This is a genomic window from Aureimonas sp. Leaf324 (assembly GCF_001423245.1).
Taxonomy (GTDB): Bacteria; Pseudomonadota; Alphaproteobacteria; order Rhizobiales; family Rhizobiaceae; genus Aureimonas.
Window position 1 is genome coordinate 389,504 of record NZ_LMOH01000012.1, and the last position, 24,401, is coordinate 413,904.

Genomic DNA, 24,401 nt, shown 5'->3' on the forward strand with positions numbered 1-24,401 from the left:
CCGAACGATGACAGGGCTCTCGACACAACCTGTCCAACATAGGCCGCCAACAGGGAGCGGGCGGCTCCATCAAAATGGAGTATATGGCATGAATAAGGTTATTCTCGGTGGCGTTTCGGCGCTGGCCCTTCTCGCATTCGCCGCGACCGCTCAGGCCCAGCAGATTCCGGCTCCGCAGACCGGTGCAACGTCGAGCGGTGAATCGATCTCGCAGCGCATCGGCGGCGCCCTGATCGGGGTCAACGACGGCAGCGCGTTCACGACTGCGAACTACCTGCAGGAGTCGTACAACATCGGCACTGTCGACGCGAGCGTCCGCTCGATCTCGCGCGGCGTGGTCGGTGCAATCGACGTCAACCTGCCGAAGGGCACGCTGAACCTCGAAGTCGCCGCTGGCGGCGGCGCGTCGGCGGGTCTCGACTCCATCCTCGGTCTTTTGGAAGGCGTGACGGTTGCTGACCTTCTGGCCGTTGATGGTCTGATCGGCCCGGGCGGCACGATCAACCTGGACGTGCTCGGTGACTTCCTGGTGAGCCGCGGCCTTGATGCCGATCTCGATCTCGACGCCGTCCTCGCGGGCGCCGTGGGTGCCGAGGGCACGCTTTCGATCGACCTCGGTCGCATTCAGGGCAACGTCAACACCGCCGGCAACTTCAACGTCAACGGCGTTCTGAAGACCAGCGCGATCGGCTCGGTGCAGACCGGCTCGCTCGCGATCGCTCCGACCATCCTGGACCTGTCGACGGACAACAGCACGTCAAGCGTCACTGGTGCGGTGACCGACGTCGAGGCGCGCACCGCCTCGGCCGCGGCCAACACGTCGAACACGGCTTCGGCCGCGACGGCGGGCCTGTTCCGCGACAACAGCGTCGGCCAGTCGAGCTCGAACGTCAACGACGTCCGGGATCGCGTGGAGTCGGGTCTGGACGGCGTCTATGCTGCCCAGCGTTCGTACAATGCCGGCAACGTCTACGCCAACGTGGCTCTGGCGGTCGGCTCGGTCAACGGCATCGCGACGGACACCTCGGCAATCGGTTCGGTCCAGACCGGCAACCTGTCCGCCGGCTTCGATGGCAGCGCCCTGGTTCAGCAGATCCAGGACACCACGTCGAACCTCAAGTAAGGCGAAGCATCGCGGGGGCTCCGGCCCCCGCGATGCCCTACCCGCCCCTCCCAGGACGTCAGGCATGCCGAACCATCACGGATGGCTTCCGCTTTTCGTGGCAGGACTTCTGCTGTCCGGACGTACCGAGGCGGGCGAGTGGACTTACGAGCGGGTTCAGCGAACCGACGGCGACATGTCGATCGTCGTGACCTCTCAAGAGCATCATGGCTTCGGCCTGAAATGCACGTCGGGAGGACTGATCGCTCAATATCTGACGGACGATCCGATGAACGACCGTCAGTTGCATCAGGCCAACGCCGACTATGTGACGCTCGCGATTGAAACCGACCAGGCGAATTTCCGCCTCGCCGGCGAACTGCAGCGTACCGCTGAGGGGCCCATGTTCGTCGCCTGGGCTGGGCTCGATGTCCTCGAGGCTCTGCAGCGAGCCAAGGGGCAGATCACCCTCTCCTTGGAGGTGGCCGGACGGCGATCACACGCGCGAAGTTTCCCGCTTCAGGGCGCTTCCCCGGTCCTTGCATCTCTGGCCCGCCATTGCCGGAGCGGGCCGACACTTTGATACCGAACCGCCGGCGCCCGGAAAGCATCGGCCAACACAACCCGCATGCGGACTGGAGACGTCGACATGCTGAAGCGTCATCTCATCACCCTCACCATGTCGTCGATGGCCGTTCCCGCCTTCGCCGCCGACATCGTGGACTACCCGCCCGAGCCGCCCCCGATCGCGGTGCTCGCTCCCGCTTTCTCGTGGACCGGCCTTTATATCGGCGGTCAGGCGGGCGGATCGTTCAACAGCGGCTCGTCAAACATTCCGTCAAGCTTCGTCTTCGTCCCCGGTATCGCCGCAACGCCGGGACGGCCGGCCATTCCCGCGACGCCCTTCATTCCCGGCAATCCGGGCAGTCCCGCCGCGCCAGGCAATCCGGGTACTCCCGGATCGCCTGGCACTCCAGGCACTCCCGCCGTCTTCGGCACGCTCGAGTATTCCTGCGCGGCCGCCACGGTCGGCGGCGCTGCGTCCGGCTCTTGCGCCGTGCAATATCCTGACGGCACGTCGGGGCGCTTGAGCGCTGCTGAATTGTCCGCTGCCTACGCTGCGGCCGGTGGCTCGGGCGCACTTGCCGCAGCTGGTGAGTTCCAGGTTGTCGTGACGCCCGGCACGCCGGGAACGCCCGCCACCCCCGGCACACCGGGAACGCCGGGAACGCCGGCCGTTCCCGCGACGCCCGACACGCCGGCCACCCCCGGCTCGCCCGCCGTGGCCGGAACGCCCGGCGTGCCGGAGCGCACCTATGCCTACGACTTCGGGGCGAACCATCGCTCCTACTCGGAGGAGGACGACAGCTTCGCGGGCGGCGGCCACGTCGGTTACAACGTGGCGCTCGGCGGCGGCAGCTTCGTGCTCGGCGTGGTCGGCGACCTCTCCTATGTCGACATCACCAAGAGCGCCGGCATCACCAACGGCTTCGACACGATCGGCGTCTCGCGCGAACTCGACTACCTCGCCACGGTGCGCCTCAAGGCGGGCGTCGGCCTCGACCGCTTCCTCGTCTACGGCACCGGCGGCGTCGCCTTCGGCAATGTCGAGACGACGATCGTCAACACGCCGTTCGGCCTCACCGCCAGCGAGGACGACACGCGCGTCGGCTATGCGGTGGGCGCGGGCACCGACTATGCGGTGACCGACAACCTGATCCTCGGCCTCGAGTATCTCTACACCAACCTCGGCTCCACGGACGCCGAACTCGTCGTGCCGCTCGGCAACGGGTCGACGCTGACCACCGCGTCGGACGACGACTTCGACTTCCACACCGTCTGGGCGAAGGCTTCGTTCCGCTTCAACTGATTGAGGCGTTCGGCTTCCGGCATTCAAGTCCTGCCGCCGGAGGCCGGATGGGAAGACGGGGTCGACTGCCCGGCCCCGTCTCCGCCCCACCACCGCCGGTCCGCGCGATGCGGGCCGGCGGTTTTTCGTTGCCGGGCGTCAACTCTTGGCGGGTGGGATCTGGATGTCGTCCGGCGCGCCGACCATGCCGGCGGCGCCCTGCGCGGTCATGTCCGCCTTCAAACGCTGCTCGCGCAGGAAGATGAAGACGCCGGACGCGGTGATCACGGCCGCGCCGACCAGCATCGAGATGCGCGGTGTCTCGTCGAAGACTACGACGCCGAAGAGCAGCGCCCAGACGATCAGCGTGTACTGGTAGGGCACCACCGTCGAAGCGGGCGCGAGCGTCAGCGAGCGGTTCACGGCCGAGTGGGCCGCCATCGCGACGATGCCGAGAAGGAACAGGAAGCCGAGATCGAAGGCGGACGGCGTGACCCAGTGCATCGGCGCGAGCACCGCCCCGAACACCAGCGCCATCACGGTCTGCCAGGTGATCAGCGTGGTCTCGCCGGCCCCGGCGAGAATGCGGGTCGAGATCATCAGGAGCGCGTAGCAGAAGCTGCCCGCCACCGCGATGAGCGCGGGCCAGCCGGCGCTCGCAAGGTCCGGCCCCAGCGCGATCAACACGCCCCCGAAGCCGACCAGCACCGCGCTCCAGCGCACCCAGCCGACCCGCTCCTTGAGGATCAGCGCCGAGAGCGCCGTCACGTAGATCGGTCCGGCGAGATAGAAGGTCATGACGTTGGCGAGCGGCAGGTAGCTGAGCGCCCAGTAGAAGAATCCGGTCTCCATGGCCGAGCCCGCGGCCCGCAGGACGTGCAGACCCGGCCGCGCCGGACGCACGACGATGCGGATGTCGACGCGCCGGAGGAACGGGAGAAGGAGCACGAGTGCCGACACGCTGCGCAGAAGCAGCACCTGCCCCACCGAGTACGTCCCGACCAGCCACTTGCCCATCGCGTCGTTGACCGAGAACATGAAGCAGCCGAGCAGCATGAAACCGACCCCCCAAAGGGCCGCCTTGCGGGGATGGGAGGCGCTGGCGGGCGTCGGCATGAAGACTCGCAGGGATCGATGGCGACAGGTTGGACAAGGCTGGGTTACAGCCCCTCTCCCGCAGCGTCCATGGGTCGCTTTCGTCAGCCGGACACGTTTCGTAGCGGGCGACTGAGAAAGCGCGAGCCGGCCAGGCCGAAGCGCCAGGGTTCGTCCACCGCCCTGGTGATTCCGATCCGCGGGCCCGCACTTACCGGACCAGGCGCTTCGGCGCGGCGGAACCGGAACGGCGGTTCCCCGATCGCCATACCGTCGTGGCTGGCGTCGATGCCGAGGGCCTGCGTCAGCCGGCCCGGCCCGGCGCAGAGGAGACGGGGATCGTCGAGCTTGCGCCGTTGCGCCATCGCCTCGAGCCCGCCGAGCGGCTCCAGCGCCCGCAGGAGAACGGCGCTGCCCGTCGCCGCGCCATCGCAGACGATGTTGAGGCACCAATGCAGGCCGTAGGAGCGGTAGACGTAGGCCCGCCCCACCGGCCCGAACATCGCCCGGTTGCGCGTGGTCGGCCCGCGGAAGGAATGCGAGGCGGCGTCGTCGGCCCGGTAGGCCTCGGTCTCGACGATCCGGCCGCCCACCCCGTCGCAATACAGCTCGCACCCGATCAGCGCGGCGGCCAGCGAGACGGCGTCCTGCGCGAAGAAGTCGTCGGATCGGGGCGGCATCGTCTTCCTCCGGGCGAAACGCCGGACGCCGTTCCTTCCGTCTTGACAGGGGCGCTCGGGCGTCCGTATATCGCCCTCAACTCGCCGCACGACAACGGCGAGCGCTTCGGATGTGGCCAAGCCCTTTCATCCGTCATGGCAGTGTAGCTCAGTTGGTGAGAGCGCCGGATTCATAACCCGGAGGTCGGCAGTTCAAATCTGCCCACTGCTACCAATCTCCTTTCAGACCTTCGCAAGCACTGAGCGTATGGGATCGGCCACGGAGGCAGTCCCCGTATGTCGCTTGATGATGCGACCCACTACTGCTGACTTCCAAGATTTTCTCGGTAGACTCGGCTGTCCTGAGAGACATGCCTAGCTTGAGATCGGCGCATTCTCGGACCGCACCGCTGCCAGCGATGAAATTTTGACTGTGGCCTTCACGGTCGTCCCATCGATGATCGCCGCAGCGGCACGCATGTCCTCAACGCGCCCGATCCTTCGGTGGTCAGTCCCACCGCAGAACCCCTTTCGCCTTCGCCCGGACCAGAATGACCCGTCAGGGGATTTGCTGGCAGGCAGCCGCAACTTGGCGACCTAGAACGTCGGACGACAGTGGCCCAAGACGTCGCGGTCCGCTTGGATTGGAGACGTCGCCGTTTGGAGACATGTTCGCAGCTGGCGTACGGAGCCAAGCTGAATGCGGACGGGCGCTACGTCGTCACATGCAAACAGAAATCACCCCAGAAGCTTTCATCCTTAGATATGTCTTCAGTTTGGCCGACGAAATCCCACCCCTCATATACATCCACTGTACGGTCCGCCGCACAGCGCTTGTCGATACGTGAGCGCAACACTCCTACCCAACTTAAGTAATTTTAGCACTTGGCTTTATATTCCTTCTGGGTATTGCCGCGATTGATTATATTCTAGTCTAATTCCTCCTGTCTGGACTGAGTGGTGAGGTCTCAGGCCGTTTCGAATGCGACCGGAGCCGTCCAAGACCATCAGGCCGGACGCTGACACGGTCGAAGCGTTTTCGGTGTTCGTTAGGTTAATCCACGCGGTCGTCTCGGTGGTCTGCCACGCTTCCCCAAACGGCCCTGGTGCCGCCCGAAGTTCGCTTTGGCGCGCAAAACCAAACCGACCGGGGTTCGGTGCTCCCCCGTTCGAAGCGAAGAGCCGGCATCGCCATCGCCTAGCCCCGCCCGCTGGATCGGAAGTCCGCGAGGTCGCGAGCGACTTCCGGCCGAGGACGTCGGACGAGGCAGCGCGCCGCGCCTATTCCGTCGATGCGACGGGTATCGGGAACACGAGGAGGGTGGACGTCGCGGACGCGCACAGTCGTCCTTTGCCATCGACAAGCCGGGCCTCCGCAAACCCGACCCGGCGGCCGAGCGACACGAGTTTGCCCTCGGCGCGGACCGGTCCGCTCGCCGCGCCGAGGGCACGGTGGAAGGAGATTTTCAGTTCGAGCGTCGTGTAGCCGTGGCCCTGCGGCAAGCTCGAATGCACCGCGCATCCGCAAGCACTGTCGAGCAGCGTTGCCGCGTAGCCTCCGTGTACGGAGCCGATCGGGTTCAGCACGCTGCTGTCGGGCACGCCCTCGAAGACCGCCCGGCCGCGCTCGAGTTCGACGAGGCGGAAGCTCAGCGTCTCGCCGATCGGAGGCTGCCGGCCAGCCGCCAGCAGGGATGCGAGTTGATCGTGGCCGTCGAGATGAGCGAACTCCTCCATGACGTTCATGCCTCGCGCTCCGGGCTCGCGTGCAGCCAGGCTCGCGTCTCCGAGAGCAGTTCGTCGGTAAGCGGAGTATCGCCCACGGCGCGCGACAGGACGAGCGCGCCGACCATCGCGGACCAATGCCCGATCGCGGCCCTGCGTCGAAGGGCGTCGTCGCCGGGCGGCATCGCCTCTGACAGGAGGCGGATCTGCGCTTCGATCCCCTCGGCCATCGCGACCTTGGCCGCCTCCGCCTGCTGCCGCATGAGACCGGCGAAGGCGGCCGTCGGGCATCCCGCGCCCGGAGCCTCGCGGTGTGCCGGTGCAAGATAGAGATCGACCATCGCGGCGAGATCCGCCGACCTCTCGATGCCGCCGGAATGGCTGTGGGCCACCACCGCCGCGATCAGCGCGTCCTTCGAGGCGAAGTGGCCATAGAAGCCGCCATGGGTCTGGCCGGCCGCCTTCATGACATCGACGATCGTCACCGGCGCGAACCCGTGCTCCCGGAACAGGCGGCTCGCCTCGTCGAGAATGCGTCGGCGGTTCGTTTCCATCTGTTCACGCGTCACGCGCATGCCCGCCTCCACAGACCGATTGACTCTTTGATGACGACGATCATATGAAATTTCATGACGACTGTCATGTAAAAATCACCTTGCCCCCAAAAGGACCCGGTCATGCCCAAGCCGACCGCACTTGTCACCGGCGCCTCCTCCGGCATCGGAGCCACCTATGCCGATCGCCTCGCCAAGCGCGGCCACGACCTCGTCCTCGTCGCCCGCGACGAAGGACGGATGGAGGCGCTTGCCGCCCGGCTGCGGGAGGAGACCTCAGCCGTCGTCGACATCATTCGTGCGGATCTGGCTTCGGAGGCCGATATCCGGGTGGTCGAGGAGCGGCTGCGCCAAGATCCCGAGATCGGCATCCTTATCAACAATGCGGGCGTCTCCTACGGCGGGTCGTTCGAGGAACAGTCGGCCGACGACCTCGCCCGGCTGGTGTCCGTGAACGTGACGGCCGTCATGCGCCTCGCCCATGCCGTCGCGCCGCGCTTCGCGGCCGGCGGCGATGGCGCGATCGTCAACATCGGATCGGTCGTCGGTCTCGTGCCCGAGTTCGGCCAGACCGTCTACGGCGCGACCAAGGCGTTCGTGCAGTTCCTGTCGCAGGGGATGGCGCACGACCTCGGCCCGAAGGGCGTCTACGTGCAGGCGGTGCTGCCGGCCGCGACGGCCACCGAGATCTGGAGCCGCGCCGGCGCCGATCCTGCGAAGCTGCCGCCGCTCATGGATGTCGGCGATCTCGTGGATGCGGCCCTCGTCGGCTTCGATCGACGCGAGCCCGTCACCATCCCCCCCTGCACGATGTCGGCCAGTGGGATGCGTTCCAGACAGCCCGCACGGCGATGATCCCGGGCTTCGCGCAGAAGACGCCCGCGCCGCGCTACCGGGAAGACGGAAAATGAAAGCCTTCGTTCTCGAACGCTACGGCAAGGGCGAGGCGATGCGGCTTGCCGATCTGCCCGAGCCGATCCCCGGTCCCGGCGAAGTGCTCATCGAGGTGCACGCCGCCGGGGTCAATCCGCTCGACAGCAAGATCCGCGACGGCGCCTTCAAGATGCTGCTGCCCTACAAGCCCCCGTTCGTGCTCGGCCACGACGTGGCGGGCCGCGTCGTCAGGATCGGTCAGGGCGTGCATCGGTTCGCGGTCGGCGACGAGGTCTATGCCCGGCCGCGCGACGGGCACATCGGCTCCCTCGCCGAGTTCATCGCGGTTCCCGAGACCGATGTCGCGCGCAAGCCGCGCAACATCACGATGGAAGAGGCCGCCTCCCTGCCGCTGACGGCGCTCACGGCCTGGCAGGTGCTGGTCGAGCGCGGACATGTGGCGCCCGGCCACAAGGTCCTCATCCATGCAGGGTCGGGCGGGGTCGGGGTCATGGCGATCCAGATCGCCAAGCACTGCGGCGCGACGGTCGCCACCACCGCCGGCAGCGCCGGCGCGGATCTGGTCCGCAGCCTCGGGGCCGACACCGTCATCGACTACCGCTCGCAGAACTTCGCGTCGATCCTTTCGGATCAGCACCTCGTCCTCGCCAGCCAGGACGCCGAGACCCTCTCGCGGTCGGTCGATGTCCTTCGTCCCGGTGGCCTCGCCATCTCCCTCTCCGGGCCGCCCGATCCGGACTTCGCGCGGGCTCTCGGGCTGAACTGGCTGATGCGCGGCGTCATCAACCTTCTCAGCCTGAGGATCCGCCGGAAGGCAAAGGCGCGCGGGGTCGACTACCAGTTTCTGTTCATGCGCGCCGATGGCGAGCAGCTCGGCGAGATCACGAAGCTGGTCGAGACGGGCGCGATCCGTCCGGTCCTCGACCGCGTCTTTCCCTTCGCCGAGGTCAACGAGGCTCTCGCCTATGTCGATCGCGGACGCGCCAAGGGGAAGGTCGTGGTCACGCTGGCCCGCAAGGGCTGATCGACCCGCCTAGCGGTTCGATGGGGCTTCGTCCTGTCGGGCGGTGCAGCCGGCGGGCGATCTACGCGGCCGCGGCGACGTGGAACTGGACCTGACGCCGCCCGCTCCGCTTCCCGGCATAGAGTGCCTGGTCGGCATTGCGCAGGAGCATCAGCGGGTCCGTGCCGTCGCGGGGCGCGAACGTGAAGCCGACGATCGCGCTGACGCCGATCGAGCGTGCATCGCCGATCGGGATCGGCCGCTCGATGGCGTCGATGATGGCACGTCCGAACTCGAGTGCCTGCTGCGGGTGTTGCCGCCCCGGCAAGATGACCGCGAACTCGTCGCCCCCGAGCCGGGCCGCGAAGTCGTCGAGCCCGAGGCTCGCCTCCAGTCGGCGGGCAACCTCCTGAAGGACGAGATCGCCGGCCGCGTGTCCGTGCGTGTCGTTCACCGTTTTGAAGCCATCGAGGTCGAGATAGGCGACTGCGAACTCCGCGCCCCCGTCGCACAGCGCACGCGAGGCGAAGTCCATGCGTTCGAACAGTAGCACGCGATTGGGCAGCCCCGTCAGGGCATCGTGCGTCGCACGCCACTCGCTTTCCGCGACGGCCCGTGCGGCCGAGGCTGTCTGCCGAACGAACTGGAATGTCAGTGCCCCGAACGCCAAGGCGACGACCGCCCAGGCGGGCACCGCCATGGCGAGAAGGCCGTCTCCCGGACGGGCGCCCTGCCACATGAGTGTCACGACCTGTCGGTGGTCGGCCGTCACGAGCGAGGCATGCGCCTGCGCCGACGCGGCGCCGTCGGCGATACGAAGGCCTGGAAGAAGATAGATCCGGGCGAACTCGGCAAGCATCCGGTCGTCCAGCGTATCGACGAGCACCAGAACATGCCGCGGCTGCACGTCGGCAGGGTCCACCTTCAACGGACGGATGGGGACGATCGCGGCGATCGCCGGCTTTCCATCCGCCATGATGAGCCCCGAGGTCGAACCCTTCGCCCCCTTCATGCGCTGCTCGGTCAGGAGGGTCTCGTAACCGCCCGCAAGGAGGCCCGAGAGGGGTCCATCGAAGCGATCGCCATGAACCATTGCGTAGGTCGCGGTGTCGTCGGGCGCGACCACGAACGCCATGTCGAAGCCGAGGTTCTCGAAGGTCGGTCGCCCGATGTTCTCGTCCGCCCAATCGGGATCGGGCGAGACGACAAGCCGCTCCACCGCTTCGTCCCACGCCCCGTAATCCATCGCCGTCTTCTCGATGTGCTCGCCGCGCACCGTCACCGCGCCTTCGGCCAGCTTGGCCTGCTGCTGCTGCGCGACCGATGTCTGGTAGTCGGCGATCAGCCACAGCACGCCCAACAGACCACAGAGCAGAACCGCGACCAGTGCCGTCGCAGCCTTCGTGACCCTGACGACGAGTTGTCGGAAGCCGGGTAAGGAGTGGCTCATGAATCAACGCTCCTTCCGCCCGCCATTCAGCCTGCGAGGTCTGCGAGGAGCCGTTCGCCGGCTCGCTGAAAATGGCTGCGGCGTGAGCGCCAAGTCAGCCCGCCGGTGAACAGGGTGGCGAACAGTCCCGAAGCCTTTTACCCGCCTCCTCGCTAAGATCGGACTAAGCGGTGGCCATGCAATTGAGCCAATCCGCGCTTCGGTCATGGAAGCCCGCGCCTGCCAGCCACCCGACGCAGCCGGATCGGCGGTATCAGGTGGCTCGCTGAAAGACGGCGGTGCTTCTTGGGGGTGACCGCAACGATCAAGAGGAAAGAGACAGGGGCTGCCGCCGGAGCGATGTGCCACGCGACGCAAGACGACCCTCGAACGCGACGGAGAAAGCGCGGGCCGAAACTCGTCCGGCCGATGTCCGAAGCGATCTCGCGTCGGCAGGACCGGAACGCGTCCGCCGCAGGTCGGTCGGCCTTCGACCGGAGCTTCGCGCCCTCGTCGAGAAGCCCGCCTCCGCGCGCCGTGAAAGGGGGATCCTTGGCTCTCTCGTTCTTGAGATCGGGAATGAACACGGCGTGCCTATCTCCTCGCCGACGTCGTGGCCTGCCCCATCAGGTTTTCCAGCCCTCGCCTGATGCAAAGCGGGTTGCCGGCGATGGGCGAGGTGCCCGGCGAGCGGGTTGGGTCGCGCAGCTGCCCATGGCACGCCGGCGGCGCCGGCGGACGGTCGACCTCGACCGGCCGGACATCTGCCGTCTCGCATCCCGGACCGTGCGTCATTTTTGTCGTGTCCGGCGGCGAGCTTTCGATGGATATGAATGGACGCGCTCGACGTTAGATCGCGGAGCCCTTCGGTCACGTCTTGGTGAGCGGCCATTCGGGTTCCGTTCCGCCTCGGGAAGTAGGGTCGTCGTCATGCCGCGGGAAACGCCTGTCAAACTCTTGTCGGTTGCGACCGCGGTTCCGCCGCACATCATCCGTCAGCGAGAGGCCGCGGAAGTCGCGCACCGGAGTTTTGCCGACCGTTTCGACGACTTCGAGCGCTTGGTGAAGGTGTTCGAAAGTTCCGGCATCCGGAAGCGCCATGCCGTTCGCCCGCTCGAATGGTATCCGCGAACCATCGAGTGGCCGGAGCGGACCGACGCCTACCTCGAGGCTGCTTCCGATCTCTTCGTCGCGGCGGCGCAAAAGGCCCTCGACGAGGCAGGTCTCGTCGCCGGAGACGTGGACGCCGTCGTCACCGTCTCGTCGACCGGCATCGCCACACCGAGCATCGAGGCTCGCGTCAGCGGCCGGATGGGATTTCGCGACGACATCGTGCGCATTCCGGTGTTCGGTCTGGGCTGCGCGGGCGGTGCGTCCGGTCTGTCGGTTGCATCCCGGCTGGCGGCCGGGCGCCCGGGAAGCCTCGTCCTCCTCCTGGCCATCGAGATCTGCACACTCGCCTTCCGCCTGGACAAGCTGACCAAGGCCAACATCGTGGCAACGGCCCTGTTCGGCGATGGCGCGGCGGCCTGCCTTCTTCGCACGGGCGATGACGGGATCGCCGCGATCGAGGCGAGCGGTCAGCACACCTGGCCGGACACGTTGGCGATCATGGGCTGGGATGTCGAACGCCAAGGCCTCGGCGTCATCTTCGATCGGGCCATTCCCCCGTTCGCACGAGCCAACATCGCGCCCGCCATCGACGCGATCCTGAAGCGGAGCGGCCTCTTGCGAAGCGATGTCGACCGTTTCGCCTGCCATCCCGGCGGCACCAAGGTCATCGAAGCGCTCGAAGCCGCCTTGTCCCTTCCGGACGGGGCGCTCGATGACGAGCGACACATCCTCGCCGAGTACGGCAACATGTCCGCACCGACCGTCCTCTTCGTCCTGGAACGGTTGATAGGATCGGAGGCCGGATTGCCCCAGCGCACGCTGCTGACGGCCATGGGGCCGGGGTTCACGGCGAGTTGCGTCTCCCTGACGAGAACGCTATGACGCCGGCAATCCTTCTCCTCGCCTTCGTCACCCTGGAGCGGCTTGCCGAACTCTGGTTGGCGCGTCGCAACACGGCAGCCCTGATCGCACAGGGCGCGCTGGAGTTCGCGCCGGGCCACTATCCCCTCATCGTCGCGCTGCACGCCGCCTGGCTCGCGGGCCTCTGGTGGCTCGGCTGGGAGCGGCCACTTCACGCGGGGTGGCTGGCCCTCTTCGTGGGGCTGCAGTTCGCCCGTCTCTGGGTGCTGGCAACCCTGGGTCGACGCTGGACGACGCGGATCATCGTCCTGCCCGGCGCCCCCCTGGTTCGGCATGGCCCCTATCGTTTCCTGTCTCACCCCAACTACGTCGTCGTGATCGGCGAGATCGCCGTTCTCCCCCTTGCGCTCGGACTGCCGTTCTACGCTCTCGCCTTCTCGATCCTGAATGCCGCGGTTCTGGCCATTCGCATTCGCGCAGAACAGGCGGCTCTCGAGCAGAACGCCCATGTCGGGAGAGCTTGAACGGGCTTCGGCTGAACCATGGCGGTCGCCATCGCCGGTGGCGACCTGGATCGGCTTCACCGCCATGTGCGTCGGCATGTTCATGGCGGTTCTGGACGTCCAGATCGTCGCGACGTCCCTACCGACGATCCAGAACTCGCTCGGCATCGACCCCGATCGAATGAGCTGGATCCAGACCGCCTACCTGATCGCCGAGATCATCGCGATCCCGCTGACGGGATGGTTGACCCTGACGCTCGGCATGAGGCGTCTGTTCGCCGGCTCGGTGACGCTGTTCACGATCGCGTCGCTGGGATGCGCCGTCAGCGGCAGCTTCATCGAACTCGTGTCCTGGCGGGTCCTGCAAGGGTTGTCCGGCGGCACGTTGATCCCAGCCGTCTTCGCCGCCGTCTTCGTCCTGTTTCCCGCGTCGAAACAAGGGCTGGCGACCACCCTTGCCGGCGTGCTCGCGGTGCTGGCGCCCTCGGTCGGACCGATCGTCGGAGGATGGATCACCGCCGGCGCTTCCTGGCACTGGCTGTTCCTGATCAATGTCCTGCCGGGGATACTCGCGACCCTGACCGGTGCGCTCTGCCTGCCTCGTTCCGGCTTCGACCGGGCGGCGCTCGGCAGGATCGATCTCGTCTCTCTCCTGCTCATGGCAACCACTCTCTGTGCGCTGGAAATTGCCTTGAAGGAAGCGCCCCAACGCGGGTGGACGAGTCCCCTGCCCATGGCTCTGTTTGTCGTGTGCCTGTCGAGCGGCTGGGCCTTCGTCGCTCGCGCTCTCGGCCGGCCGGAGCCGCTCGTCGATCTGCGCACGCTCGCCGATCGCCGCTTTGCGGCAGGATGCGCGCTCAGTTTCATTCTCGGGATCGGGCTGTTCGGCTCGGTCTATCTGATGCCGGTGTTCCTAGCCTTCGTTCGCGGCCACGACGCGCTCGGGATCGGCGAGGTCATGCTCGTGACGGGGCTGGCGCAGCTTCTCATGGCACCGGTCGCCGTCTTCCTCGAGCAGCGTGCGAACGCCCGCCTTCTGACGGCGGTCGGCTTTGCCGTGTTCGCCGTGGGTCTCGGCATGAGCGCGTTCCAGACGCCGCGCACCGACTTCCACGAGATGATCGCGCCGCAGATCGTGCGCGGCATCGCGATCATGTTCTGCCTGCTTCCGCCGACGCGCCTGGCTCTGGGGCACCTCGATGCGGCAAGCGTCCCCAATGCGAGCGGGCTCTTCAACCTGATGCGCAATCTCGGCGGCGCGATCGGCATCGCCCTCGTCGATACCGTCATCTTCGGCCGGGCGCCCGCGATCGGTGCGGCGCTTCGGGACCAGTTGATCGCGGGCGACCTCGCGGCCGCGGACTTCGTCGGCATCCCGGCGTTCATGGTCGAGATGCAGCGCGATGTTCCGCCGACACCACGCGCGATCGAAATGCTGCGGCCGATGGTGGAAAAGGCCGCGTTGACCCAGGCGATCAACGAAGCCTGGGGGATGATCGCGATACTGACCGCGGTCGCTCTCGTCGGCGTCGCCTTCTTCGGATCGAGACAGGCCCCGGGTGGGTCGCATCCGCAGCCGTGAGGCAGGGCGCCTCCAGCCGATCTTGCCATCAAGGCGTCGAATGACGCACCGGGCGCAGGGTCATCGTCCCTTGCAGCACCAAAGAGCGTTGGGGTCTCGTGGCTCGGCGTCTGACGTCAGTCGCTGCGGACGACGCTCAACGTCGCGTTCGACGTCCTCTCCTGAAGAAGGGCGTCCTGTCGGCCGATGGTCCTCCTCGGCTCGAACGGTTCGCGACAAGCCAGACGGACCCTTCCTCCGGATCCTGCATGGTGTCGCGAGGACGGCCGCAAACGGACGCGTGATCGCCTGCGTCGGGGCGACAGGTGGGAGCGGCGCGATCTTCTTTCGGTATGCGTTCGACGCTCCGCGGGGCACGACACGCCGTCCTGACGCGAGACCAGTCCGATCTGTTGAAACATTGTGCATCTGAGAATTTGCACAAAAATCGTTTGACACAGCCAATGAAAGCAATTTGTCTGGACCAATCGCTCATTGGTTTGGTGGTTGCTCGTGCCCATCACAGGTCCTGACAATTCGGCTCTTGCGCTCGGTCGCATCCGCGACCTGATCGGTCAGCTCGCGGGTCGCGAGGAAACGCGCCTGCCCACCGAACGGACCCTGTCGGAGCAGCTCGGCGTCAGCCGGAGTGCCGTCCGCCGCGCGCTGGAGGTGCTGGAGGCCGAGGGGGTGGTCTGGCGACGGCAGGGGTCCGGGACCTTCACCGGCCCCCGCCCCGACGCCGCGCCCGGCGCGATCGATCCTCTCGTCGCCTCGATCGACTTCCTCGAGATCATGGAGGTTCGGCTGCGCATCGAGCCGCCTCTCGCGCAGCTCGCCGCCATGCGAGCGACGCCCGCCGACGTCCAGCGCATGCGCGAGCTCGTCGAGCGCATCGCCGAAACCGAGGACGCCGACGCGCGGGAACTGTGGGACGGCGCCCTGCACCGGCAGATCGCCATGAGCGCCCGCAACCGTCTGTTTCTCGCGCTCTTCGACACGGTCGACCGCATCCGCCAGGACGACAGCTGGCGCATCGTCCGCGAACGGGCCCGCACGCTCGCCGGCTCGCGCGCGGCCACCCTCGGGCAGCACTGGGCCATCGTCCACGCCATCGCGGCGCGCGACCCGATGCGGGCCGGCGAGGCGATGCGCGAGCACCTCCTCCTCATCCAGGAAATCCTGATCCGGCAGACCTCGATCGAGCCGGTGCCGCCGCAAGTCCCACCAGCCGCTCAAGAGCTGGAGCCCGTCTGACCCCTCCCCCGATCTCTCAGGAACGCGACGCCATGACCCTTCGACGCCTTGCCGTTTCTCTTCTCCTGACCGCCGCGCTCGCCGGCCCCGCCCTGTCGGCCGAGCTGCGGATCGGCCTCGGCGACGATGCCGACGTCCTGGACCCCGCCCAGTCTCGCACCTTCGTCGGGCGCATCGTCTACGCCGCGCTCTGCGACAAGCTGGTCGACATCTCGACCGATCTCCAGATCGTCCCGCAGCTGGCGACCGACTGGAAATGGTCGGGCGATGCCCGCAGCCTCGTCATGAACCTGCGCCAGGACGCCCGCTTCCATGACGGCGAGCCGCTCGACGCCAAGGCGGTCGTCTTCAACATCGAGCGGATGAAGACGCTGCCGGAATCGCGACGCAAGAGCGAGCTCGCCTCGGTCTCGAAGGTCGAGGCGACGGGCCCGTATCAGGTCACCTTCACCCTCGGCACGCCCGACGTCTCGCTGCTTGCCCAGCTGTCGGACCGGGCGGGCATGATGGTCTCGCCGAAAGCGGCCGCCGCCAGCGGTGCGAACTTCGGGGCCAACCCGGTGTGTTCGGGTCCCTACCGCTTCGTCGAGCGCGTTCAGCAGGACCGCATCGTTTTGGAGAAGTTCGCCGAGCATTGGGACGCGGCGAACTACCCGCTCGATCGCGTCACCTATCTTCCGATCCCGGACACCACCGTGCGCCTCGCCAACCTGCGCTCGGGCGATCTCGACATGGTGGAGCGCGTGGCCGCGAGCGACGCTGCAGCGGTTGCCGCCGATTCGAGCCTGAAGAGCGAGACGGTGATCGGTCTCGGCTACCAGGCTCTCTACGTGAACGTCGCCAACGGCGCGCGCGCCGACAGCCCGCTCGGCAAGGACAAGCGCGTCCGCCAGGCCTTCTCGCTCGCCATCGACCGGGATGCGATCAACCAGGTGGTCTACGAGGGCACGCAGGCCGCCGGAAACCAGCCGTTCCCGCCGGAAAGCCCCTGGTTCAACACGAGCTTCCCCGTGCCGGCCCGCGACATCGAGAAGGCGAAGGCTTTGATGGCGGAGGCCGGGGTGTCGAGCGTCGACGTGCAGTTGCAGGCCGCCAACGTGCCGGTGACGATGCAGGCGATGCAGGTCATCCAGGCGATGGTCGCCGAGGCGGGCTTCAACGTCTCGCTGCAGGCGACGGAGTTCACCACGCTCCTCGCCGCACAAAGCTCGGGCGACTTCCAGATCTCGCGCTCCGACTGGTCGGGCCGGCTCGATCCGGACGGCAACGTCCACCAGTTCATCACCTGCGCGGGTGGCCAGAACGACGTGAAATACTGCAATCCCGCGCTCGACGCCCTGCTCGACGAGGCACGCACCATCCCCGATCCGGCCGCGCGCAAGGTGAAGTACGACGCAGCCACCGCGATCATGCAGGACGACATGCCGATCATCTACCTCGGCAATCAGTCCTACATCTACGCCTTCGACACCGACGTCTCGGGCTTCACGCCCTATCCCGACGGCCTGATCCGCCTGCGCGGCATGAACAAGGCCGACTGACGCCCCTCCTCAACGCCCGGCGGCCGCGATCGCGCGCCGCCGGCCCCTCATCCCGAGGCCCGTCATGTTGAGCATCATCGCCAAGCGGCTCCTTCTTGCGATCCCGACGCTTCTGATCGTCTCCGTCTTCGTCTTCCTCCTGCAGAAGCTCCTGCCGGGCGATCCGATCCTGGCGCTGGCGGGCGAGGAGCGCGATCCCGCGACACTCGAATTCCTGCGCGAGAAGTATCGCCTAAACGACCCGATCGTCTGGCAATATGTCTACTGGCTCGGCGACCTTCTGCGCGGCGACCTCGGCATCTCGCTGCGCACCAACCAGCCGGTGACCGAGCTGATCCTCGAGAAGCTGCCCGTGACCATCCAGCTCGCGGTGCTGGCGATGATCCTCGCCATGGCGATCGGCATACCGGCCGGCATCCTCGCTGCCGTGCGCAAGAACTCGGCGATCGACGTGACCGCGAACCTCGTCGCGCTGTCGGGCCTTTCGGTGCCGAACTTCTGGCTTGGCATCATGCTGATCCTCCTCGTCTCGGTGAACCTCGGCTGGCTGCCGGCCTCCGGCTATGCGCCGCTGTTCTCTGATCCGGTCCGCGCCCTCGAGACGATGATCATGCCGGCCTTCGTCCTGTCGACGCCGCTGGCGGCAACCCTGATGCGCCACACGCGCTCGGCCATGCTCGGCGCCCTCAAGGCCGACTACGTGCGCACGGCGCGCGCCAAGGGCCTGTCGCCGCGCGAGGTCGTGCTGGGGCATGGGTTCCGCAACGCGCTGCTGCCCGTCGTCACGCTCTCGGCGCTCCTCTTCGGCGACCTTCTCGCCGGGGCCGTCCTCACCGAGCAGATCTTCACCATTCCCGGCTTCGGCAAGCTGATCGTCGATGCCGTGTTCAATCGCGACTACGCGGTGGTGCAAGGCGTCGTCCTGTGCACGGCGGTCGGCTTCATCGCCATGAACCTCGTCGCCGACATCCTCTACGTCCTCCTCAACCCGCGCATGAGGACCGCCCTGTGAGCATTGCAGCCACCACCGCCGTCCCGGCGGCCAGCGCCCTGCGCGATACGCCGATGCGCCGCTCCTGGCGCAAGCTCGCGGCCAATCGCGGCGCGCTCGTCGGCCTCGTCATCGTCGCCTTCTTCACGCTGGCCGCGATCCTCGCCCCGGTCCTGCCCCTGCCCGACCCGAACGCGACGAGCTGGAGCGCGATCCGCAAGGCGCCCTCCGCCGCCCACTGGCTCGGCACCGACGAGATCGGCCGGGACATCCTCTCGCGCCTCGTCTGGGGCACGCGCGCTTCGCTGTCGGCCGGCATCGTGTCGGTCCTGATCGCGGTGGCGATCGGCGTGCCGATCGGGCTTCTCTCCGGCTACTTCGGCGGATGGTTCGACCAGATCGTCTCGCGGCTGACGGAAGCCTTCCTCGCCATGCCGTTCCTGATCCTCGCCATCGCGCTCGCCGCCTTCCTCGGCCCCTCGCTCGGCAACGCGATGATCGCGATCGGCCTGTCGGCGATGCCGGTCTTCGTGCGCCTCACGCGCGGGCAGGTCCTGTCGGTGATGACGGAGGACTATGTCGAGGGCGCCCGGTCGGTCGGCCTGCGCCATCCGCGCATCCTGTGGCGCTACATCTTTCCCAACGTCCTGCCGCCGATCGTGGTGCAGGCGACGCTGACCATCGCCACCGCCATCATCGCCGAAGCCTCCCTGTCGTTCCTCGGCCTCGGGCAGCAGCCGCCGGCCGCGTCCTGGGGGTCGATGCTGAACACCGCCAAGAACTTCCTGACCCAAGCGCCCTGGATGGCGCTGTCGCCGGGCGCCGCGATCTTCACCGTCGTGATCGCCTTCAATCTCCTGGGCGACGGCCTCGCCGACGCGCTCGACCCCCGCGAATCCTGATCCGGACCTTTCCCATGCTGCCACCCGTCGCCGTTCCCTTCACCACGCGTCCCGAGATCCTCGGCACGTTCGGCACCGTCGCCTCCACCCACTGGATCGCGTCCGCCGTCGGCATGAGCATCCTGGAGCGCGGCGGCAACGCCTTCGACGCGGCGGTCGCGACAGGCTTCGTGCTGCAGATCGTCGAGCCGCACCTCAACGGGCCGGGCGGCGACCTGCCGGCGATCGTCTACTCGGCCGCCACCGGGCGCACCGAAGTGATCTGCGGCCAGGGGGCGGCGCCCGCCGGCGCGACGCTGAAGCACTACCGCGCCGAAGGCCTGTCGATCATCCCCGGCAACGGCCTGCTTGCCACCGTCATCCCCGGCGCCTTCGACGCCTGGATGCTGATGCTGCGCGACTACGGCTCCATGAGCGTGCGCGAGGTCCTCGAACCCGCGATCCATTACGCCGAGCACGGCCATCCCGTCCTCGCACGGGTGTCCGAGACGATCCGCGGGCTCGCCTCGTTCTTCGAGGCGGAGTGGCCGACCTCCCATGTGACGTGGCTGCCGGGCGGCGCCGTGCCGGAAGCCCTCACCCTGTTCAAGAACCCGATGCTCGCCGAAACCTGGCGGCGGATCGTCGAGGAGGCCGAGGCGGCGGGCAGCCGCGAGGCCGGCGTCGAGGCGGCCCGCAACGCCTTCTATCGCGGCTTCGTGGCCGAGGCGATCACGCGCTATCTCGACACGGCCGAGGTCATGGACGGCAGCGGCGCCCGCCATCGCGGCGTCCTCACCGCCGACGACCTCGCGGGCTACCAGGCCCATGTGGAAGCGCCGCAGACCTACGATTACGAGGGCTGGACGGTCGCCAAGACCGGCCCCTGGGGCCAGGGTCCGGTGCTCCTCCAGTCGCTGGCGCTTCTCAAGGGCTTCGACCTGAAGAGCCTCGACACCGAAGGCCCGGACTTCGTTCATGTCGTCACCGAGGCGATGAAGCTCGCCTATGCCGACCGCGACATCTACTACGGCGACCCGAATTTCGGCGACGTGCCGATCGAGCAGTTGCTGTCGGACGCCTACAACGACGAACGCCGCGGCCTGATCCGGATGGATCGCGCCTCGCTCGACCTCGACGCCGGACGCCTTCCGGGCTTCGAGGACCTGCACGACCGCACGATGGCGATGCTGAACGCCGATGGCATGACCGCGGGCACCGTCTACGAGCCGACCATGTCGCACCTGTCGGAGAAGCGCGGCGACACGGTGCATATCGACGTGATCGACCGCTGGGGCAACATGGTCTCGGCGACGCCGTCCGGCGGCTGGCTCCAGTCCTCGCCGATCGTGCCCGGCCTCGGCTTCTGCCTCAACTCGCGCGCCCAGATGTTCTGGATGACGCCGGGCCTTCCGACCTCTCTCGCCCCCGGCAAGCGCCCGCGCACGACGTTGACGCCCTCGCTCGCCATTCACGGCGACGGCCGACGGCTGGCCTTCGGGACGCCCGGCGGCGACCAGCAGGACCAGTGGCAGCTCTCGTTCTTCCTGCGTTACATCCACCACGGCGGCGACCTGCAGGCGACGATCGACCGCCCGCTCTTCCACACGACGCATTTTCCCGGCTCGTTCCATCCGCGAACCCGCTCGCCGGGCAACCTGACGATCGAGCGGTCCTTCGGCGAAGCGACGCTGGCCGAGCTCGAGCGTCGCGGCCACCGCCTCGCCGTCACCGACCCCTGGAGCATCGGCCGCCTGACGGCCGCGCAGCGCGACCCGTCCGGCCTCCTGCGCGCGGCGGCGACCCCGCGCCTCATGCAGGCCTACGCCGTCGGCCGATAAGGAGACACGCGCCATGACCCTTGCCCCGATCCTGTCCGTGCGCGACCTCACGGTGTCCTTCCATGTCGCAGGAACTTGGAAACCCGTGGTGCGCGGCGCCACCTTCGACGTCGCCCCGCGCGAGACCGTGGCGATCGTCGGCGAGTCTGGATCGGGCAAGTCGGTCACCTCGCTCGCCATCATGCGGCTTCTCGCCAAGGGCGCGAGCCGGATCGAGGGCTCGGTGATGATGGGCGGCCGCGACCTCCTCGCCATCCCCGAGCGCGCGATGCGGGACGTGCGCGGCAACGAGATCGCGATGATCTTCCAGGAGCCGATGACGAGCCTCAACCCGGTCTACACGATCGGGCGGCAGATCTCCGAAGTGCTGATGCGCCATCGCGGCATGGGCGCGGCGGCCGCGCGCGCCGAGACGATCCGAACGCTGGAGAAGGTGCGCATCCCCAACGCCGCCTCCCGCTTCGGCAGCTACCCGCACGAGTTCTCCGGCGGCATGCGCCAGCGCGTGATGATCGCGATGGCGCTCGCCTCGTCGCCCAAGCTCCTGATCGCCGACGAGCCGACGACCGCGCTCGACGTGACCATCCAGGGCGAAATCCTCGACCTCATCAAGACGCTGCAGGACGAGGACGGCATGAGCGTCCTCTTCATCACGCACGACATGGGCGTCGTGGCCGAGATCTCGGACCGGACGCTGGTGATGTTCCGCGGTTCGGTGGTGGAGAGCGGGCCGACGGCCCGGATTTTCGCGAATGCCGCCGAGCCCTATACGCGCTCGCTGCTGGCCAGCGTGCCACGGCTCGGCTCGATGAACGGCGAGGCGATGCCGCGCCGCTTCCCGACGGTCGGTATCGAGGATGGCGCCCTCTTGGAGGGCGCGCCGCTGGCGGTGTCGCTTGGGTCGGAGGCGACGCCGGTCCTCAGCGTGCGCAACCTGTGCACCCGCTTTCCCGTGCGCTCGGGCGCGTTCGGGCGCCGCACCGGCTCGGTCCACGCGGTCGAGAACGTCTCCTTCGACTTGCGCGCCGGCGAGACCCTGTCGATCGTCGGCGAGTCCGGCTGCGGCAAGTCCACCACCGGGCGTTCGGTGATCCGCCTTCTGGAGCCGAGCGAGGGGTCCATCCAGCTCGACGGCTGGGACGTGCGCAATCTCGGGCCCGCCGAGTTGCGGCGCATGCGACAGAGCGCCCAGATGATCTTCCAGGACCCGTTCGCCTCGCTGAACCCGCGCATGAGCGTCGGCGAGACGGTGGCCGAGCCCTTCCTCGCCCACGGTCTCGGCACGAGGCGCGAGGCGCGGGCGATGGTGGCGGACCTTCTCGGTCGTGTCGGCCTCGGCGAGGAGGCGGCGGACCGCTATCCGCACGAGTTCTCCGGCGGGCAGCGCCAGCGCATCGCCATCGCGCGCGCCCTGTCGCTGAAGCCCAAGGTCATCGTCGCCGACGAGGCGGTGTCGGCGCTCGACGTCTCGATCAAGGTCCAGGTCTGTAACCTCCTCCTCGACCTCCAGGAGGAGATGGGCCTCGCCTATCTCTTCATCAGCCACGACATGGCGGTGGTGGAGCGCATGAGCCACCGCGTGGCGGTGATGTATCTCGGCGAGATCGTCGAGATCGGGCCGAGGCAGGCCATCTTCGAGAACCCGCAGCACCCTTACACGAAGAAGCTGATGGCCGCCGTCCCGGTGCCCGACCCGTCGCGACGCCACCTGAAACGCACGGTCGGCTCGGACGACCTGCGCAGCGCGGTGCGCCCCTTGAGCTACGTGCCGCCCGAGCGGACCTACACGCAGGTCGGCCCCGGCCATCTCGTGCAGGCCGCCTGATCCCATTCCGAGCCCTCAGGCGATCGGCCCCGCGCATGTCCCTTCTCTGGCTTTCTCTCCTCTTCCTGTCGGGCTTCGCGTCGGGTGCGATCAACGCCGTCGCCGGTGGTGGCACGTTCATCACGTTCGGCGCGCTCAGCCTTGCCGGTGTGCCGCCGATCGTCGCCAACGCCACGTCCTCGGTCGCGCAGTTTCCGGGCTACGTCACCTCGACGCTCGCCTATCGCGCCGACATCGCGCGCGTCTGGCGCGGCGCGCTGCTGCTGGCGCTGCTGTCGGCGCTCGGCGCCCTGGCCGGCGCGGCGATCCTCCTCGTCCTCGACAACGACGAGTTCCGCCTCACCGTGCCGTGGCTGCTGCTCGGGGCGACGGCGCTCTTCGCCGCCGGCCCGTGGCTGAAGCCCAAGCCGCGCGAGGCGGGGGGTTCGGCACGCGTCGGCACCCTGCCCGGCAGCATCGTTCAGTTCCTGACCGCGCTCTACGGCGGCTTCTTCGGCGCGGGGATGGGTGTGATGATGCTGGCGACGCTCGGCCTCACCCAGCCCGCCGACTACCATCGCCTCAACGCCCTGAAGAACCTCCTGTCGATCGTCATCGCGCTCGTCGCCATCGCGGTGTTCGTCTCGGGCGGGCTGATCAGCTGGCCCCATGCGGCCGCCATGGTGCCGGGCGTGGCGCTCGGCGGCTATGCCGGCGTCTGGGCGGCGAAACGGCTGCCGCAGTCGATCCTGCGCGGGATCGTGATCCTGATCGGCCTGTCGCTCTCCGCCTACTACTTCACGGCGGTGGACTGAGGGAACCGACGCCCGCGTCGCGATGAACGGCTTACAGCAGCCGGTAGTGCGCGGCCCGCGCGATCATCTGGGCCCGGTTGCGCGCGCCGAGCTTTCGGGCGGCGGCGTTCAGATGCATCGTGACGGTCGGCACCGAGCGCGACAGGCGACCGGAAATGTCCTTCGCCGACAGGCCCTCGGCGGAAAAGCGCAGGCATTCGCGCTCGCGCGGCGTCAGGTGTACCGCGCGCGAGCGCCGCTCGGCCTCGCCGAACAGCGGCTCCACCGCGGCATGGACCGCGTGGGCGAGGAGCGTGAAGTCGCCCAGAAGCTCGGCGCCCTCGCGGTGGAAGTCGTCCTCCGCCCCGTAGCGGATGCCGGTCACCGTCGCGCAGTCGCCCGACCGCCCATGGATCGGAACCGTCATGCCGCAGGTGATCGCCATGTCGTGGACATAGGTGACGACCGGTTCGTGCCGCTCGTCGAGCGCCCGGTTGAGCACCGTCTGACCGTTCCGGCGGTAGCTCCACACGAACGGTCGCGGATTATTCAGCGCCAGATGCTGCACCGGATCGATCTGGTAGAAGCCGCTCGACGACCAGAGGTCGACCATGTCGCCCGGCACTTCGCGCATGCCGAAGAACGACGGGGTGATGAGTTCGCCCTCGTGCGTGTAGGCGACCGGCGCGTAGTCGTAGATCAGGGCGCCGAGCCCCAGCGCCGCCATCGCACCGTGGGCGATGTCGAGCCGTCCGCCGATCGTGGGCGCTGCGTCGAGCGCTGCCTCGAGCTCCAGGGCATTCAAGACCGTCACGGGCGCATCCGGCTGCTGAACATTGAGGCATGTTCACATCTTGTGCGACGACGGGCAAGCGGGCACGTTCCGATCCTATAAGTTTTGATAGCTTTCGCGCGATGCAAGCCCCGTCCTAGTCTCGACGCGT

20 protein-coding genes, 1 tRNA gene and 1 pseudogene are annotated in these 24,401 nt (G+C 67.7%); 16 read left to right on the forward strand and 6 right to left on the reverse strand.

Annotated elements, in window-relative coordinates; all coding sequences use genetic code 11:
- Positions 1-7: 7 nt before the first annotated feature.
- The 3 genes from ASF65_RS09425 (at position 8) to ASF65_RS22035 (ending at position 2,972) form a co-directional block, all read left to right on the forward strand.
- A complete protein-coding gene (locus tag ASF65_RS09425) occupies positions 8-1,123 on the forward strand; it encodes a hypothetical protein (protein ID WP_156369236.1) in 1,116 nt (371 codons plus the stop codon).
- Between the two features lie 64 nt (positions 1,124-1,187).
- The gene (locus ASF65_RS09430) at positions 1,188-1,685 is read left to right on the forward strand and encodes a hypothetical protein (RefSeq protein ID WP_055888260.1); all 498 of its coding nucleotides are present in this window, start codon (positions 1,188-1,190) and stop codon (positions 1,683-1,685) included.
- A gap of 66 nt (positions 1,686-1,751) precedes the next feature.
- Positions 1,752-2,972, forward strand: a complete 1,221-nt coding sequence (locus ASF65_RS22035) for an outer membrane protein (protein WP_055888262.1) — start codon at positions 1,752-1,754, stop codon at positions 2,970-2,972.
- 138 nt (positions 2,973-3,110) lie between these two features.
- Here ASF65_RS22035 and ASF65_RS09440 read toward each other — a convergent pair whose 3' ends face one another.
- Both ASF65_RS09440 and ASF65_RS09445 read right to left on the reverse strand, forming a co-directional pair.
- Positions 3,111-4,067, reverse strand: coding sequence for a DMT family transporter (locus ASF65_RS09440; RefSeq protein WP_055888264.1), 957 nt, complete (start codon positions 4,065-4,067; stop codon positions 3,111-3,113).
- Positions 4,068-4,150: 83 nt separating this feature from the next.
- Positions 4,151-4,726 carry a DNA-3-methyladenine glycosylase gene (locus ASF65_RS09445; RefSeq protein WP_055888265.1) on the reverse strand — a complete coding sequence of 192 codons (576 nt, stop codon included), beginning with the start codon at positions 4,724-4,726 and terminating at the stop codon, positions 4,151-4,153.
- Between the two features lie 137 nt (positions 4,727-4,863).
- Here ASF65_RS09445 and ASF65_RS09450 point away from each other — a divergent pair.
- Positions 4,864-4,940: transfer RNA gene (locus ASF65_RS09450), tRNA-Met, on the forward strand.
- Between the two features lie 1,046 nt (positions 4,941-5,986).
- Here ASF65_RS09450 and ASF65_RS09455 read toward each other — a convergent pair.
- Positions 5,987-6,451 carry a PaaI family thioesterase gene (locus ASF65_RS09455; RefSeq protein ID WP_055888267.1) on the reverse strand — a complete coding sequence of 155 codons (465 nt, stop codon included), beginning with the start codon at positions 6,449-6,451 and terminating at the stop codon, positions 5,987-5,989.
- A complete protein-coding gene (locus ASF65_RS09460) occupies positions 6,448-7,005 on the reverse strand; it encodes a TetR/AcrR family transcriptional regulator (protein WP_055888269.1) in 558 nt (185 codons plus the stop codon). Before ASF65_RS09460 ends, ASF65_RS09455 begins: the two co-directional genes overlap by 4 nt.
- A gap of 102 nt (positions 7,006-7,107) precedes the next feature.
- Between ASF65_RS09460 and ASF65_RS09465 the strand changes: the two are divergent.
- A pseudogene (locus tag ASF65_RS09465) lies at positions 7,108-7,895 on the forward strand (SDR family oxidoreductase).
- Positions 7,892-8,902 carry an NADP-dependent oxidoreductase gene (locus ASF65_RS09470; RefSeq protein WP_055888273.1) on the forward strand — a complete coding sequence of 337 codons (1,011 nt, stop codon included), beginning with the start codon at positions 7,892-7,894 and terminating at the stop codon, positions 8,900-8,902. The pseudogene ASF65_RS09465 and the gene ASF65_RS09470 overlap by 4 nt, the downstream one beginning before the upstream one ends.
- A gap of 61 nt (positions 8,903-8,963) precedes the next feature.
- Here the strand turns inward: ASF65_RS09470 and ASF65_RS09475 are convergent, their stop codons facing one another.
- Positions 8,964-10,331 carry a diguanylate cyclase gene (locus ASF65_RS09475; protein ID WP_082505368.1) on the reverse strand — a complete coding sequence of 456 codons (1,368 nt, stop codon included), beginning with the start codon at positions 10,329-10,331 and terminating at the stop codon, positions 8,964-8,966.
- A gap of 909 nt (positions 10,332-11,240) precedes the next feature.
- Here ASF65_RS09475 and ASF65_RS09480 point away from each other — a divergent pair.
- From ASF65_RS09480 to ASF65_RS09525, 10 genes are all read left to right on the forward strand, one after another.
- Positions 11,241-12,305 carry a type III polyketide synthase gene (locus ASF65_RS09480; protein ID WP_055888277.1) on the forward strand — a complete coding sequence of 355 codons (1,065 nt, stop codon included), beginning with the start codon at positions 11,241-11,243 and terminating at the stop codon, positions 12,303-12,305.
- A complete protein-coding gene (locus tag ASF65_RS09485; RefSeq protein WP_055888278.1) occupies positions 12,302-12,808 on the forward strand; it encodes an isoprenylcysteine carboxylmethyltransferase family protein in 507 nt (168 codons plus the stop codon). Before ASF65_RS09480 ends, ASF65_RS09485 begins: the two co-directional genes overlap by 4 nt.
- 64 nt (positions 12,809-12,872) lie before the next feature.
- On the forward strand, positions 12,873-14,369 hold the full coding sequence (locus tag ASF65_RS09490) for a DHA2 family efflux MFS transporter permease subunit (protein WP_244486627.1): 1,497 nt from the start codon (positions 12,873-12,875) through the stop codon (positions 14,367-14,369).
- Positions 14,370-14,861: 492 nt separating this feature from the next.
- Complete coding sequence (locus ASF65_RS09495) at positions 14,862-15,605, forward strand: FadR/GntR family transcriptional regulator (RefSeq protein ID WP_055889068.1); 744 nt, start codon at positions 14,862-14,864, stop codon at positions 15,603-15,605.
- Positions 15,606-15,637: 32 nt separating this feature from the next.
- Positions 15,638-17,146 carry an ABC transporter substrate-binding protein gene (locus ASF65_RS09500; RefSeq protein WP_055888280.1) on the forward strand — a complete coding sequence of 503 codons (1,509 nt, stop codon included), beginning with the start codon at positions 15,638-15,640 and terminating at the stop codon, positions 17,144-17,146.
- Positions 17,147-17,210: 64 nt separating this feature from the next.
- A complete protein-coding gene (locus ASF65_RS09505; protein ID WP_055888282.1) occupies positions 17,211-18,158 on the forward strand; it encodes an ABC transporter permease in 948 nt (315 codons plus the stop codon).
- Between the two features lie 53 nt (positions 18,159-18,211).
- Positions 18,212-19,039: an ABC transporter permease gene (locus tag ASF65_RS09510; protein WP_055888284.1), complete on the forward strand. Its 828-nt coding sequence runs from the start codon at positions 18,212-18,214 to the stop codon at positions 19,037-19,039.
- A gap of 14 nt (positions 19,040-19,053) precedes the next feature.
- Positions 19,054-20,859, forward strand: coding sequence for a gamma-glutamyltransferase family protein (locus tag ASF65_RS09515; protein WP_055888286.1), 1,806 nt, complete (start codon positions 19,054-19,056; stop codon positions 20,857-20,859).
- 13 nt (positions 20,860-20,872) lie between these two features.
- Entirely contained in the window at positions 20,873-22,684 is a 1,812-nt protein-coding gene (locus ASF65_RS09520; RefSeq protein ID WP_055888288.1) for an ABC transporter ATP-binding protein, read from the forward strand.
- Between the two features lie 35 nt (positions 22,685-22,719).
- Positions 22,720-23,478, forward strand: coding sequence for a sulfite exporter TauE/SafE family protein (locus ASF65_RS09525; RefSeq protein WP_055888290.1), 759 nt, complete (start codon positions 22,720-22,722; stop codon positions 23,476-23,478).
- 31 nt (positions 23,479-23,509) lie between these two features.
- Here ASF65_RS09525 and ASF65_RS09530 read toward each other — a convergent pair whose 3' ends face one another.
- Entirely contained in the window at positions 23,510-24,271 is a 762-nt protein-coding gene (locus tag ASF65_RS09530; protein WP_244486607.1) for a LuxR family transcriptional regulator, read from the reverse strand.
- Positions 24,272-24,401: the final 130 nt, after the last annotated feature.

What these genes read in the sequence shown, in the direction of transcription:
- ASF65_RS09510 (WP_055888284.1), top strand. Translation starts at nt 18,212, where the DNA reads ATGCGCCGCTCCTGGCGCAAGCTCGCGGCCAATCGCGGCGCGCTCGTC.
- ASF65_RS09425 (WP_156369236.1), top strand. Translation starts at nt 8, where the DNA reads ATGACAGGGCTCTCGACACAACCTGTCCAACATAGGCCGCCAACAGGG.
- ASF65_RS09480 (WP_055888277.1), top strand. Translation starts at nt 11,241, where the DNA reads ATGCCGCGGGAAACGCCTGTCAAACTCTTGTCGGTTGCGACCGCGGTT.
- ASF65_RS09525 (WP_055888290.1), top strand. Translation starts at nt 22,720, where the DNA reads ATGTCCCTTCTCTGGCTTTCTCTCCTCTTCCTGTCGGGCTTCGCGTCG.
- ASF65_RS09430 (WP_055888260.1), top strand. Translation starts at nt 1,188, where the DNA reads ATGCCGAACCATCACGGATGGCTTCCGCTTTTCGTGGCAGGACTTCTG.
- ASF65_RS09515 (WP_055888286.1), top strand. Translation starts at nt 19,054, where the DNA reads ATGCTGCCACCCGTCGCCGTTCCCTTCACCACGCGTCCCGAGATCCTC.
- ASF65_RS22035 (WP_055888262.1), top strand. Translation starts at nt 1,752, where the DNA reads ATGCTGAAGCGTCATCTCATCACCCTCACCATGTCGTCGATGGCCGTT.
- ASF65_RS09440 (WP_055888264.1), bottom strand. Translation starts at nt 4,067, where the DNA reads ATGCCGACGCCCGCCAGCGCCTCCCATCCCCGCAAGGCGGCCCTTTGG.
- ASF65_RS09500 (WP_055888280.1), top strand. Translation starts at nt 15,638, where the DNA reads ATGACCCTTCGACGCCTTGCCGTTTCTCTTCTCCTGACCGCCGCGCTC.
- ASF65_RS09470 (WP_055888273.1), top strand. Translation starts at nt 7,892, where the DNA reads ATGAAAGCCTTCGTTCTCGAACGCTACGGCAAGGGCGAGGCGATGCGG.
- ASF65_RS09455 (WP_055888267.1), bottom strand. Translation starts at nt 6,451, where the DNA reads ATGAACGTCATGGAGGAGTTCGCTCATCTCGACGGCCACGATCAACTC.
- ASF65_RS09475 (WP_082505368.1), bottom strand. Translation starts at nt 10,331, where the DNA reads ATGAGCCACTCCTTACCCGGCTTCCGACAACTCGTCGTCAGGGTCACG.
- ASF65_RS09485 (WP_055888278.1), top strand. Translation starts at nt 12,302, where the DNA reads ATGACGCCGGCAATCCTTCTCCTCGCCTTCGTCACCCTGGAGCGGCTT.
- ASF65_RS09490 (WP_244486627.1), top strand. Translation starts at nt 12,873, where the DNA reads ATGTGCGTCGGCATGTTCATGGCGGTTCTGGACGTCCAGATCGTCGCG.
- ASF65_RS09520 (WP_055888288.1), top strand. Translation starts at nt 20,873, where the DNA reads ATGACCCTTGCCCCGATCCTGTCCGTGCGCGACCTCACGGTGTCCTTC.
- ASF65_RS09460 (WP_055888269.1), bottom strand. Translation starts at nt 7,005, where the DNA reads ATGCGCGTGACGCGTGAACAGATGGAAACGAACCGCCGACGCATTCTC.
- ASF65_RS09445 (WP_055888265.1), bottom strand. Translation starts at nt 4,726, where the DNA reads ATGCCGCCCCGATCCGACGACTTCTTCGCGCAGGACGCCGTCTCGCTG.
- ASF65_RS09505 (WP_055888282.1), top strand. Translation starts at nt 17,211, where the DNA reads ATGTTGAGCATCATCGCCAAGCGGCTCCTTCTTGCGATCCCGACGCTT.